The sequence below is a fragment of the Rhizobium oryzicola genome (genome assembly GCF_030504645.1).
In the GTDB taxonomy this organism is placed as follows: domain Bacteria; phylum Pseudomonadota; class Alphaproteobacteria; order Rhizobiales; family Rhizobiaceae; genus Neorhizobium; species Neorhizobium oryzicola.
Genome location: NZ_JAUKWQ010000003.1, coordinates 323,807 through 336,537, shown reverse-complemented (window position 1 = coordinate 336,537; position 12,731 = coordinate 323,807). Strand labels below are relative to the sequence as shown.

Genomic DNA, 12,731 nt, shown 5'->3' with positions numbered 1-12,731 from the left:
AAATGCTTGGGTCCAGCCGCAAACATGTTACCAAGTTGCAGACACCGGGGGAGCGGTGGGGAGTTGAGATCATCCGGTTGGCACCGGCACAGGAACCCCCTTCGTATTGCCTCGCATGATGATGCCATGACGAAAACGGATTTTGCCGCATGAAGGATTTTGTTCTTTCCATCGACCAGGGCACGACCTCGACCCGCTCGATCGTCTTCAACCGCGCCTATCAGAATTGCGGCTCCGGCCAGATGGAGTTTGCCCAGCATTTCCCGCAATCGGGCTGGGTGGAACACGAGGCGGAAGACCTGTGGACGACGACGCTTGAGACCGCTCAAAAGGCGATGAAAACGGCCGGCATCACCGCCGATCAGGTCGCAGCGATCGGGATTACCAACCAGCGCGAAACGGCTGTGGTCTGGGACCGCCGCACCGGCCAGGCGATCCACAGAGCGATCGTTTGGCAGGATCGTCGCACCTCGGAACATTGCGCACGCCTTCGCGCCGACGGCCATGCCGAGCTCGTGGCGGAACGGACCGGCCTGCTGATCGACCCCTATTTTTCGGCGACCAAGATTGCCTGGCTGCTGGAGAATGTGTCCGGTGCGCGCGAAGCGGCAGAGGCCGGGCATCTCGCCTTCGGCACGGTCGACAGCTGGCTCATCTATAAGCTGACCGGCGGCAAGCGCCACGTCATCGACGTCACCAATGCCTCGCGCACCATGCTCTGCAATATCGGCACTGCGGAGTGGGATGCGGACCTGCTGAAGCTCTTCAACATTCCGCGCTCCATACTGCCGGACATTCTGTCCAACATTGATGATTTCGGAACGACGGAACCGGATCTCTTCGGCGGCGCAATCGCCATCAAGGGTGTGGCGGGCGACCAACAGGCCGCCGTCATCGGACAGGCCTGCTTCACGCCTGGCATGATGAAATCCACCTATGGAACCGGCTGCTTTGCCCTGCTCAACACCGGCACCGACCGCGTCGCCTCCAACAACCGGCTGCTGACCACGATCGCCTATCGCCTGAACGGCGAGATCCATTACGCGCTGGAAGGCTCGATCTTCATTGCGGGTGCCGCCGTGCAGTGGCTGCGCGACGGCTTGAAGATGATCGGCAAGGCATCCGAAACCGCCGAACTTGCCGCCAAGGCCGATCCCGGCCAGCGGGTCTATCTGGTACCGGCCTTCACAGGCCTCGGTGCGCCCTGGTGGGATGCGGAAGCGCGCGGCGCGATGTTCGGCATGACGCGCAATACCGGACCGGCGGAATTTGCCCGCGCCGCACTGGAATCCGTCTGCTTCCAGACCCGTGACCTACTGGGTGCCATGCGCAAGGATTGGCCCGGCCAGGCGGATACGTTGCTGCGCGTGGATGGCGGCATGTCGGCAAACGACTGGATCATGCAGCGGCTCGCCGATATTCTGGGTGTTGCGGTCGATCGCTCCGCCTCGACGGAAGTGACGGCGTTGGGCGCCGCCTGGCTGGCAGGCCATGGTGCCGGCATCTGGCCGGACCAAAAGGGTTTTGCCGCGGACTGGCACCGCGAACGTCAGTTCACGCCATCGATGGAAGGCGCCGAGCGCGCCGCCCTGCTGAAGGGGTGGGATTCCGCCGTGCAATGCACGCTGGCTTTTGGGAAAAAGCCATAATTGCCCGCACTCGCAAAAACGCGATTCATCTTTGTGTGTGCGTTTGTGAGTTGACGCTGAAGTGCGACTTGCGGGTAGGGTGGGGCTCATAGGCATGCCTCAATTGAGCGAGTGGTTTCTTGCGAAAGACTTCTGCTGGCGTTCGATAGCCAAAGCGTTTGCGCGGCGTGCCTCACCATGTCTGCGTGCCAATGCCTGCCGGGGATAGTGCCGGTCGGTGAACTCCGTGCTGCGATCGAAGGTAATCAATCGACGGGCGAGGGGAGGGAGAGCCTGACAGACCCGTATGAGTCCGTTCATGACCGGCCGGGAGTGGCTATCTTTGTTGCGCAGGAAGATGGCGCAACAGCTTGATAGCCTGCCCCCTCGCTGAATAGGCGAACTTATAGATCGTTCAGCGACTGGCCGAGATCGGATGTCGACCAAGCTTCTCGGCAATCACTTCGGCACTCAAGCCGGCCATACGCCTGCGCGCAAATTTGCGCTTTTCATCGCTATCAGTCCATCTGCTTGTCTCCCATGCAAAAAAGCGCGGGGATTGTGACATTCCAACTAACAGAAACAGCACATTCTAACTTTGTCGCCGAAAACGAAAATTGCATAAGCTTAGTTATGGAACAAAAATCTCATGCCCAAAAAACAATGGCTTGATGTCGCGAGCTGAACTTCCGCCGAGAGTACAATTGATCTTGCAGGATCCCGACCTCGAACGCCAGACCGTCATATTCCGGTTCGACATGGTCCGGCATTTCGGCCTGCACCTTCTCACAGCAGAACCAACAAAACTTCACAACTTCGGCGTCAACATCTCGAAGCGGTCCCGGGTCGTGCAGCAGGTATCGCCACCGAGCCGTGCTATGGCATCCACGCCGACTGGATCCACATGCAGAGCATCATTGACAAGACCGTCCTGATAATGCGCAAACAGGATTTCGCCCATGATGATCTGGCGCGACTTTCCGAGCTCAAGCGTGATATGGCGGCGACACTCGAAAGCGGCCGGTGCTTCCTTGATGTAGGAAGCAGCGATCTTGGTACCCGGCACAGAAGTCAGCCCGGCTTCCTTCAGTTCATCGACCCCGCGCGGGTATTTCGCAGCACATCGATGCATCGCCTCGGCGATGGCAAAGGAGACGATGTTAACGGTGAAGACCTCTGTCATGCGGATATTGTGGCCCGTATCCTTGAATGACATGTCCGGATTGTTTTCGACGCCGAGCGCAAGAATTGGCGGGTCAGCGGACAGGCAATTGAAGAAGCTGAATGGCGCAGCGTTGACGCGGCCGTTTTCGTCAACTGTCGTTACAAGCGCAATCGGCCGCGGGATAATCGTCCCGATCATCAGCTTGTAGCGCTCACGGGCCGTGAGTGCGGTAAAATCGAAGCCGGTGCGATCACCCGCAGTGGCTTCGTCAAATGTCATCGTCATTGATAATTCCTTCAAGACTCAGTCTATCGGCGCCATATGGCAGGCAATGGAGCCGCCTCCTTGACGCTGGCGCACATCAGGTGCAACCGATCGGCAGATCTCGCTCGCGACAGGACAGCGGGGATGAAAGGCACATCCTTTTGGAGGATCGAGGGGGCTTGGCGGTTCACCGCCCATCATCTGACGGTCGCGGTTGGGCGACGTCACGTCCGGGATCGTCTGAAGCAGCAATTGCGTATAGGGGTGCTGCGGGTTGGCAAAGAGCGCCTCCGTCTCCCCCGACTCGACAATCCGGCCAAGGTACATGACGGCGATCCGGTCCGCCATGTGACGGACGACTGCAAGGTTATGGCTGATGAAGAGGTAGGTGAGACCTAGCTCGTCCTGCAGTTTGCGCATGAGGTTGAGGATCTGCGCCTGAACAGAGACATCGAGCGCCGATGTCGGTTCGTCGCAGACGAGGAATTCCGGTTCGCTTGCCAGAGCGCGGGCGATCGATATGCGCTGTCGTTGGCCACCGGAAAACTCGTGCGGAAAGCGCTTGGTATCATCGGCCGAAAGACCGACAGTGCGCAACAGTTCCGCCACACGGCCGTTGATGGCGTCATTGCCTTCGCGCAGGCCAAACTCTCGGATCGGCTCCGCAATGATGTCGCCGACACGCCAGCGAGGGTTGAGACTGGCATGCGGATCCTGAAAGATCATCTGCGCTTCCATCGGGCGGCCGTCTGATGATGGCCCAAACACGATGGCGCCTTCACTCGGGCGATAGAGCCCGGTCACAAGTCGCGCCACAGTGGACTTACCGCAGCCGGATTCACCCACGAGCGCCAGGCACTTGCCCCTTTCTACGACAAACGTGACATCCTGCACCGCGCGAAGATAGCGCTTCGGTTTGCGATCGATCATCCGGGTCAGCCATGGAGCCGAAACGTCGAAGACACGGCTCAACTGATCGACTTCCAAGGCATTGGCAGCGCTTCTCATTGCACACCTCCATCATAAACCAGGCAGGCAACGCCGCCCTCGGCTGCGCCCTTCCCTTCGGCGACCATTGCCGGGCGCACCTGTCGGCAGCGCGGACCGGCATCGAGACAGCGGGGATTGAAGGCACAGCCCGAGGGGATCGCATTGAGACGCGGCATGGCGCCATCGATCTGCGCAAGCCTTTCCACCCGCGCGCCAAGTGCCGGAATGGAGCCCATCAGGCCGCGTGTGTAGGGATGTTTCGGCCTGCTCAACACCTCATCCACCGGCCCGACCTCGATGACCCGGCCGGCATACATGACGGCCACGCGATCCGCCGTTTCGGCGATCACACCCATATCGTGGGTGACGAGCATGACCCCGGTACCGTGCTCGCGGCAAAGTTCACGCAACAGCGCCGTGATCTGTGCCTGGATGGATACATCAAGCGCCGTGGTCGGTTCATCGGCGATGATCAGTTGTGGGTTGCCCGCCAGTGCGAGCGCAATGACAACGCGCTGGCGCATGCCGCCGGAGAACTGATGGGGGTAGTGATCAATTCGCTCATCAGCGCCGGGAATGCCGACCTGTTTCAGAAGGTCGATCGCATGAGCCTTCGCTTCCGCGCGATTACGATCGGAGTGCAGGCGGATCGTCTCGATCAATTGCTGGCCGATGGAGAAGAGCGGGTTGAGCGAGGTCAATGGGTCCTGAAAGATGGCGCCCACCATACGGCCGCGGATATGCGCCATCTCGGATTCACCCAGATTGTCCGTGCGCTTGCCGCCGATGCGGATCTCACCGGCTGAAATCCGGCCTGGCGGTTCGAGAAGTCCCAAAACAGACATGCCGGTCATTGATTTGCCGGCACCGCTTTCTCCGACGACCCCGACAATCTCGCCGCGCTGGATGGTCAGTGACACCTCGGACAGCGCCGTCAGAACGCCTTTGCGCGTCGGAAACTCGACAGAGAGGCCCCGGACGTCGAGCGCCGGCACATCCGACATGGAGGGATGGGTTGCGACAGTCATGAGGGAACCTCGCTGGAGACGGAGTGAAAGGGGTAGCTTGGTGGAAAAATCTCGCTGACCGACGGATGGCCGAAGGTACGTTCAGGATAGCGTGCGACGAGGCCATCGAACTGCGCCTGAGCCCGATTCCGCGCGTCATGGAGATCAATACCGGCCACCGCGCCATCGCGCATCGACAGGCGGCCGTCGACGATCGTGGCGCGGGTCACGCGACCGGTCGCACCATAGACGAGGGTCTGGATAGGATCGATACGCGGCGCAATCATGCGGTCGGCCATGTCGAATACGGCGATGTCCGCCTTGGAACCGGGGAAAAGACGACCAAGATCCGGCCGCTTCAGCGCATCGGCGCCGGCGATGGTTGCCGCATCGTAGAAATCGGCGGCTGAGCCTGCGTCACCGCGGCCTTCCGCAATGCGGTTGACGATCAGTCCGGTCGCCATGTTCAAGACCATGTCCGGTGGCGCCGTGTCGGTTCCCATGCCGACGCGGATCCCCTTGGCCTTGAGCCGGGAAAACGACTTGAGCATCGAGCCATGTCGACCGGAGACCAGTGGGCAATGGGCGACGGTGACACCGTTTGCAGCATAGCGGTCGAGATCAGCGTCGGTCGCGACCGTGGCATGCGGCGCGATCAGCCGCGACGACAAGAGGCCGAGGCCATCCAGCCATTCCGGGGCCGTCACACCATGCAACCGTCGGACAGTCTGCAATTCCATGTCGCCCTGGGCCATGTGCAGGCGCACCGGCAGGTCCATGTCCTGCGCGTGCCCGAACGTTTGGCGCAACAGCGTCTCGGTGCATGTCTCCACCCTATCGGGCGCAAGCATGCCGGAAATCAGTCCCTGCGCCTGCCCGTGAACGCGGCCGGCGAAGGATGCGGCTTCGGCAAGCTCCGCCAGACCTCGTTCTTCATCAAAGATGGGCTGCATCGCGCCAGCCTCATCAAGGATAACGCCGCCACTGCGATAGGCAGGCCCGAGCCAGACGCGCAGGCCAAGATCTTCTGCCGCCTCGGCTGCCGCCTCAAACTCCGTGACGGTTTCACCCCAGGCCCGATAGAAGAGCGAGGCAATCGGCAGCGCCGAGGTGATGCCGTTCAGAAGCAGCTGCGCGAATGCATACCGCTTCTGGAAAGCCAGTTCTTCAGGTGAGTACATTTCGTAGGCGCGGGCCGCATAGTCTGTCGGCCAGACACGGCCTTTCCGCCAGCCGGGCTGGTTATCCATGCCCAGCACGGTCGTATCGAGGTCCGACAGCGCGTCGAGATCGACAAATCCCGGCCCGATCAACGCCTCGCCCATGTCGTATCGCGCGGAAACCTCGCCCTCGAATTTCTGCCCGACCCAGACGACGCGATCGCGCTCCATGACGACCTCACCGTGCTCGATCAGGCGACGCCCGTGCGGCATGTCGGCGATGACGAAGCGTGCGCGAAGTGCCCAGCGGCCATCTGGCCGCTTACCAAGGGGAAGGTCAGACCAACGGGGCGCGTTTGTCATGGCCGGTCACGCAAGCTCTTGCCGTCTCGGGCAACGATATTTCCGGCTGTCACCACAAGCTTCCGGGGCGCGTGGGTGACAATCGCTTCTCCGAGGGTCTCGCCTTCGACGAGAACGACGTCCCCTCGCCCGCCAACCTCCAACGCGTGTCCGGCGCGATCCATCGCAATCGCGCCGCCGGTTGTGCAGACATCGAGAGCAAGTGCCAGTTCGTCATCGCGGCGCAGGTTGTTCTTCATGCCGAGCAACATTGCCCGCTCCAGCATATCGCCATTGCCATAGGGCCCCCAGGTGTCGCGGAAACCATCGACGCCAGCGCCGAAACGTACACCAGCAGATCTCAGTCGCTTGAGAGAGGGAACTTCGCGCGATGGCGGTGCAGTCGTCAGGATCGGCACGTCGAGTTCGGCGCAGGTATCGATCAACGCCTGCGAGGCGTTCCAGTCGGGCATGCCGAGGCAGAAGGCGTGGCTGACGGCGACCTTGCCCTGCATGCCATGGGCGCGAATGCGCTCGAACGTCATTTCCATCGAAAAGGCGCCAAGCTCGCCGCCTTCGTGAAGGTGAATATCGATGCCCTTGCCGTGCTTTTCGGCGATGGCGAAAATGGTGTCGAGATGCGCCTTCGGATCGCGATCCATGCCGCAAGGATCAAGACCGCCGACCAGATCGGCGCCCATCGCCATGCCTTGGTCTATGAGTTCGGCCGTACCCGGCCGGCGCATCAGGCCGGACTGTGGAAACGCGACGATCTCGATCTCCACAATGCCGGCGAGTTGCCTGCGGGTTTCCATCACGCCCTCAAGCGCGATCAGGCCCTGATCCGTATCGATATCCACATGAGTGCGGATCAGCGTCGTGCCATAGCCGACGGATTGCAGCGACTGGCGCATAGACTGGACATGGGCATCGAGCCCGTAGTCGCGCTTAACCTTTCGCTCGTTATCAATCTTGTCGATCAGCCGCGGGCCGACCTCATTCTTGTACCAGGGATAGCCGAGCAGCGACTTGTCGAGGTGCGTGTGCGCATCGACCAGACCTGGGATGGCAATGCGGCCGCCAGCATCCTCGACCGGCACGCCTTCGGCTGTCAACGACGCTCCGATGGCAGCAATCTTGCCGTTCTCTATGCGGATATCGGCAAGTTCGCCGCCAAGCAAGCTGGCGTTTTTGATCAGAAGATCGCTCATAGGAATACCTCAGCGCAGTTTGGGATTGAGGGCGTCACGCAGCCAGTCGCCGAGCACGTTGATCGACACGACGAGAAGACAGAGTTGCAGACCCGGAAAGAGGACGATCCACCACTGACCGGAAAACAGATACTGATTGCCGATACGGATCAGAGTGCCGAGCGATGGCTGCTCCGGCGGCATGCCGACGCCGAGGAACGACAGCGTCGCCTCGATCAGGATGCCGAGGCCGAAATTGAGAGTCGCGGTCACCAGTAGCGGCGTGGTGGTGTTGGGCAGGATATGTTTGACGAGGATGCGCCAGGTCGGCACGCGGATCAGCCGCGCTGCCTGGACATATTCCTTGTTTCGCTCGACCAGGGTCAGCGCACGCACTGTCCTGGCATATTGAACCCAGGCGGAAAGCGAGATGGCAAAGACGATGACGGCCGAGGCGCCGATCTCGCGCAGCGATGCCGGCAGCGCCTGGCGTGCCAGCGCCGAGACGAGAATTGCGATCAGCATGGTCGGCATCGAGAGGAGGACGTCGCCAGCCCGCATCAGCAGGCTGTCCGCCCATTTACCATAATAGCCGGCGATGAGACCCAGAACGGAGCCGACGACAAGCGACACGGCAACAGATGCCGCACCGATGATGATAGAAGCCCTGGAACCATAAAGTACAGCCGACAGCAAGTCGCGCCCTTGCGTATCGGTTCCGATCAGGAAGCGCCACTGGCCGCCATCCATCCAAATCGGCGGAATCTCCGCGTTCAAGAGATCGAGCGAAGCGAGGTCGTAAGGGTTCTGAACCACGATCCACGGCGCAAAGAAGGCCGAGGCGACAAGCAGAAGCAGCAGTGCCGCGGCGATGACCGCTGACGGATGATGCCAGAAGCTCCACCACAGATCGGTCTCGCGAAGGCGCGAGATCCATGACGGCGTGATGCGGGCGGGCTTTTTCGCGGTCTGTTCGACGATTGTCATGATGAGCTCCCGTCAGGCGGCGCGCAGCCGCGGATCGATCACCGCGTAAGCAATGTCGACGAGCGTGTTCAGGGTCACGAAGATGAAGGATACGATGCAGAGATAGGCTGCCATGACGGGGATGTCGACAAAGGTGACCGCCTGCATGAAGAGCATCCCCATGCCCGGCCACTGAAAGACGGTTTCCGTCACGAGCGCGAAGGCGATCAGGTTGCCAACCTGCATGGCTGTCAGCGTAATCACGGGCATCAGACAATTCTTGAGCGCATGGCGGAACCACAGGGCTCGGTGCTTGACGCCGCGGGCGCGGGCAAACTTGATGAAATCCGCACGCAAGGTTTCAAGCATCTCCGCGCGAACGAGACGCATGACGAGCGTGATCTGAAAGAGTGAGAGTGACAGAGCGGGTAGAACAAGCGCTGCTCTTCCGGATGCAGTCAGAAGCCCCGTCGACCACCAACCGAGCTTTACCACCTCACCGCGACCATAGCCCGGCAGCCAGCCAAGGCTGACGGAGAAGACGAGAATGAGAATGATGCCCACGAAAAAGCTCGGCAGCGACACGCCGACGATCGAGGACAACTGCAGGCTTTCTGCCCACCACCGCCCCCGCCCGATCGCCGTGAATACTCCGAGCGGAATGCCGATCAGGAGGGACAGTAACGTCGCGATGATTACCAGCTCGAATGTCGCCGGAAAGCGTTCGGCAATCAGCGTAGCGACGGATTGCTGGTTGCGCCAGGACAGGCCGAACTCACCCTGTGCCGCATGCCCGACAAAGCGCACATATTGTGCGAGGAAGCTGTCATTCAGTCCCAGCCGGGCGCGAAGCTCATCGCGTTCCACCTGTGTGGCGCTCTCGTTGACCATCAACTCCACGGGATCACCGAGAAACCGAAAGATCAGAAAGGCGAAGAATGCGACCGTCAGCATGACGAGAATCGCATTGCCGACGCGCTTGACCAGAAAGGCGAGCATGAAACGTTCCTGATTTTGACCTTAAGGGCGTGGCTTTCAGGCTTCGTAGCCTGCCCGTTAAATGCCGGGACCGCCTCGAACACCCCACAGAGCCCGGAATTATCCCCTCGCCACGCTTTAGCTACGGCGAGGGAAGCGGCATCACATCTTCACCAGCCACAAACGGGGCAGGTTGTCAGAGAAGAGTGGAAAGTCCTTGATCTTGGAATTGGTGGCCCACGCCAGCGGCTGCTGGTGAAGCGGGATCATCAGGACGTGTTCCTTGGCAATCTTGAGCGACTGCGCTTCCATGGCCAGACGCTTCGCCTGGTCCAACTCGACGGCGGAGGCTTCCGTCACCTTGTCGAACTCCTTGTCTGACCAGCCGCCCCAGTTGAAGATGCCGAACGAGCCTTCCTTCGTGTGCAGCACCTGCGAGGTGAGGCTATAGGTATCGAGCATCGGTAGCGTCGCCCAGCCGAGCGTATAGACATCGACCTTACCCGAAGAGCGCTTCGGCGTCTGGACAGCGCGCGTGCCCTGGTCGAGCTGCGGCTTCAAGCCCACGCGCGACCACATGGACGCGACAGCCTGGCAGACCTGTTCCTCGTTGACGAGAGTGTCGGCGCAGTTGAAGTTGAAGGTAAAGCCGTCAGCATTGGCGGCTTTCAGCAGCTCCTTGGCTTTTTCCGGATCGGCCTTCATAGGCGTGTCGAGGGCTGCGTCGTAGCCGGGGATCTGCGGCGCAACAAGGGCACCGGCATTGCGCGACTTGCCGCGCATGACCTTCTTGTTGATGAGGTCGAGATCAATCGCAATCTGCATGGCCTGACGGACACGGATATCCTTCATCAGGTTTGGCTTGCCATCGATCAGCTGGTCACGCTGACTGAAGCCGATCATGACCGTGCGAAGATCGGTGCCTTCCAGCACCTTCACCTGCGACGATCCCTGCAGGCGCGGAATATCCTGCACCGGAGCCTGATCGGTAAAATCGATATCACCGGCCAGAAGTGCTGCCACGCGCGTTGCATTGGATGCAATCGGGGTGAATTCGATCCGGTCGATATTGTGCTGCGGCTTGTCCCACCAGCCATCGAACCTGGTGAACACAGTCTTTGCGTCAGGCTGACGACTTTCAACCTTGAACGGGCCGGTGCCATTCTCATGATAGGTCGCATAGCCTTCAGTGCCCGCGCCGACATCGGTTGGTGCTTCGGCACCGTTATCCTTCAGCCAACCGGCATCGAAGATATAGATGGTGGTCAGGTCGTTCAGGAGAAGCGGATAGTTCGCGGATACATCAATGTCGATCGTGTGGGCATCGACGACGTGCGAGCCCTTATAGGCTGGAATATTGCCGCGAAGCGGTGATTTTGGATCGCTTGCGCGCTTCAGTGACGCCTGCACGTCCTCCGCAGTAAATTCGGCGCCGTTATGGAATTTGACACCGTCGCGCAGATGAAACCGCCAGGTCGTCGGCGAAATGATCTCCCACGACGTGGCCAGCGCCGGCTCGAGCTTCAGGTTGCGGTCATAGCGAACCAGGCCCTCATAGACATGGTTGAGCACGCCCAGCGCGAAGCTGTCACCGTAGGAATAGGGATCGAGTGAGCTGATATCGCGCGAGGCACCCCATTTCAGCGTCTCGGCCATTGCCGGCATTGCGAGCGCCAGAAGCGCAATCCCGGTTGCCGTCATTCGTGTAAATCGCATTGAAAGTTCCCCTAGGATTGCATGCAGTGGCTGCTCTTTCTTGAGCGAAAAGCCAATGCAAGTTGATAAAATCCAGTCCCACAGGCTGCTTTTCGCCCTATTCTCTGTGGATTGGGTCGGAGGCTAACTCAGGTCGTATGCAAACTCAAGACAAAATTGAATGCAATTATGCCATCTGGATTTAATGCAATATCTGTGCGATAGGGAGCTCAACTGCATTCAGGCGAAAGACCATGGGCGATGTCTACGAATCTCAGCAGAAGTGATGCGATTTATGGCTCACTGCGCCGGGCAATTCTGGAGCAGGCACTGAAACCCGGCACCAAGTTGCCGGAGGATTCGATCGGCGACACATTCGGCGTCAGCCGTACGAGTGCACGCAATGCGCTGCTGCGGCTGGCATCCGATGGGTTGGTGGAAATCAAGCCGAACCGCGGCGCCGCCGTTGCCATGCCGACCCTGGAAGAGGCCGTAGAAGTGTTCGCGCTACGGCGCTGCCTCGAACGGGAAGTGATCGAAAGGCTTTGCAAGCGTATGCCGCGAGACGGCATCGACGCCCTCATCAGCCATGTGCGCGAGGAGGAACGGGCGCTCAAGGCATCGTCTCCGCGCTCCATTCGACTTGCGGGGGAGTTTCACATCCTCCTGGCCGAACTCACAGGGGCCAAGCTGCTGATCGATTTTATCAGCCAGGTTGTGTCCCGCTCGTCATTGATCCTTGCCCGTTTTGGCCGACCGCATTCGGCAGAATGTGGGATCGACGAGCATATCCAACTGATCGAAGCCTTGAAGCGGCAGGATCTTGCGCGAGCAACCGAAATCATGGACCACCACCTGCACGCAGTGGAGGATCGCGCCAAGGCGGACGATGACCGGGAAGGTCCGGACATCAGTGAAATCCTGAGCCGATATATGGCTAAGTCCGATTAAGGCTGTCTTGCAATGAGATAAAAAGCAGCGGTTGCCTGCAGCAGGAAATACTCTAAATGCTCCGCCTTGTATGGCTGAGGCCATCGCGGCAAGGCACGAAGATCATGGCGGAAGGCGCCCCATCACGGTCCAGTGCCGTCAATACATGCCGGTTGACGCCGCCCTTCGGGTCGGCCCGTTCTCCGCAAAGGCTTCGCTGCGATACGGAAGAGCGAGCACGGCTCAACTCCACCGGTTTTCACCAGAGACCGCCTACTTGAGGGGCGACGCAACGATGAGGCCGAAGCCCACCAGCAGCGGAAGATGCGTCGGGTGGCCGATGTCATCGATCTCTGCCATCGGCGCTGTTGCCGTTGCGTTGACACCGGAATTCCAGCTTCAGCTGCAAAAAAAGA

The 12,731-nt window shown here is 60.2% G+C and carries 10 protein-coding genes and 1 pseudogene; 2 read left to right on the top strand and 9 right to left on the bottom strand.

Going from position 1 to position 12,731, the window contains the following annotated elements; translation table 11 throughout:
• Positions 1-149 precede the first annotated feature (149 nt).
• A complete protein-coding gene (gene glpK / locus Q2T52_RS12220) occupies positions 150-1,649 on the top strand; it encodes a glycerol kinase GlpK (protein WP_302077016.1) in 1,500 nt (499 codons plus the stop codon).
• A gap of 25 nt (positions 1,650-1,674) precedes the next feature.
• Here the strand turns inward: glpK and Q2T52_RS26890 are convergent.
• The 9 genes and pseudogenes from Q2T52_RS26890 to Q2T52_RS12180 form a co-directional block, all read right to left on the bottom strand.
• Positions 1,675-2,075, bottom strand: a pseudogene (locus Q2T52_RS26890) (hypothetical protein); the annotation flags it as partial.
• 361 nt (positions 2,076-2,436) lie between these two features.
• Complete coding sequence (locus Q2T52_RS12215) at positions 2,437-3,078, bottom strand: flavin reductase family protein (RefSeq protein ID WP_302077015.1); 642 nt, start codon at positions 3,076-3,078, stop codon at positions 2,437-2,439.
• An 18-nt stretch (positions 3,079-3,096) separates the two neighbouring features.
• Entirely contained in the window at positions 3,097-4,065 is a 969-nt protein-coding gene (locus Q2T52_RS12210) for an ABC transporter ATP-binding protein (protein ID WP_302077014.1), read from the bottom strand.
• Positions 4,062-5,051 (bottom strand): ABC transporter ATP-binding protein, encoded by a 990-nt coding sequence (locus tag Q2T52_RS12205; RefSeq protein WP_302077277.1) that lies wholly within the window; start codon positions 5,049-5,051, stop codon positions 4,062-4,064. The genes Q2T52_RS12210 and Q2T52_RS12205 overlap by 4 nt, the downstream gene beginning before the upstream one ends.
• Positions 5,052-5,071: 20 nt before the next feature.
• Positions 5,072-6,577 carry an amidohydrolase family protein gene (locus tag Q2T52_RS12200; RefSeq protein WP_302077013.1) on the bottom strand — a complete coding sequence of 502 codons (1,506 nt, stop codon included), beginning with the start codon at positions 6,575-6,577 and terminating at the stop codon, positions 5,072-5,074.
• On the bottom strand, positions 6,574-7,767 hold the full coding sequence (locus Q2T52_RS12195; RefSeq protein ID WP_302077012.1) for an amidohydrolase family protein: 1,194 nt from the start codon (positions 7,765-7,767) through the stop codon (positions 6,574-6,576). Before Q2T52_RS12195 ends, Q2T52_RS12200 begins: the two co-directional genes overlap by 4 nt.
• A gap of 9 nt (positions 7,768-7,776) precedes the next feature.
• Positions 7,777-8,733: an ABC transporter permease gene (locus tag Q2T52_RS12190; RefSeq protein WP_302077011.1), complete on the bottom strand. Its 957-nt coding sequence runs from the start codon at positions 8,731-8,733 to the stop codon at positions 7,777-7,779.
• A 12-nt stretch (positions 8,734-8,745) separates the two neighbouring features.
• A complete protein-coding gene (locus tag Q2T52_RS12185) occupies positions 8,746-9,711 on the bottom strand; it encodes an ABC transporter permease (RefSeq protein WP_302077010.1) in 966 nt (321 codons plus the stop codon).
• A 141-nt stretch (positions 9,712-9,852) separates the two neighbouring features.
• A complete protein-coding gene (locus Q2T52_RS12180; protein WP_436799526.1) occupies positions 9,853-11,406 on the bottom strand; it encodes an ABC transporter substrate-binding protein in 1,554 nt (517 codons plus the stop codon).
• A 240-nt stretch (positions 11,407-11,646) separates the two neighbouring features.
• Here Q2T52_RS12180 and Q2T52_RS12175 point away from each other — a divergent pair, with 240 nt between their 5' ends.
• Complete coding sequence (locus Q2T52_RS12175) at positions 11,647-12,336, top strand: GntR family transcriptional regulator (protein ID WP_302077009.1); 690 nt, start codon at positions 11,647-11,649, stop codon at positions 12,334-12,336.
• Positions 12,337-12,731: the final 395 nt, after the last annotated feature.

Bases quoted from the DNA above. Each gene is read 5' to 3' on its own strand.
- glpK (WP_302077016.1), top strand. From the start codon at position 150: ATGAAGGATTTTGTTCTTTCCATCGACCAGGGCACGACCTCGACCCGC.
- Q2T52_RS12215 (WP_302077015.1), bottom strand. From the start codon at position 3,078: ATGACGATGACATTTGACGAAGCCACTGCGGGTGATCGCACCGGCTTC.
- Q2T52_RS12210 (WP_302077014.1), bottom strand. From the start codon at position 4,065: ATGAGAAGCGCTGCCAATGCCTTGGAAGTCGATCAGTTGAGCCGTGTC.
- Q2T52_RS12205 (WP_302077277.1), bottom strand. From the start codon at position 5,051: ATGTCGGATGTGCCGGCGCTCGACGTCCGGGGCCTCTCTGTCGAGTTT.
- Q2T52_RS12200 (WP_302077013.1), bottom strand. From the start codon at position 6,577: ATGACAAACGCGCCCCGTTGGTCTGACCTTCCCCTTGGTAAGCGGCCA.
- Q2T52_RS12195 (WP_302077012.1), bottom strand. From the start codon at position 7,767: ATGAGCGATCTTCTGATCAAAAACGCCAGCTTGCTTGGCGGCGAACTT.
- Q2T52_RS12190 (WP_302077011.1), bottom strand. From the start codon at position 8,733: ATGACAATCGTCGAACAGACCGCGAAAAAGCCCGCCCGCATCACGCCG.
- Q2T52_RS12185 (WP_302077010.1), bottom strand. From the start codon at position 9,711: ATGCTCGCCTTTCTGGTCAAGCGCGTCGGCAATGCGATTCTCGTCATG.
- Q2T52_RS12180 (WP_436799526.1), bottom strand. From the start codon at position 11,406: ATGCGATTTACACGAATGACGGCAACCGGGATTGCGCTTCTGGCGCTC.
- Q2T52_RS12175 (WP_302077009.1), top strand. From the start codon at position 11,647: ATGTCTACGAATCTCAGCAGAAGTGATGCGATTTATGGCTCACTGCGC.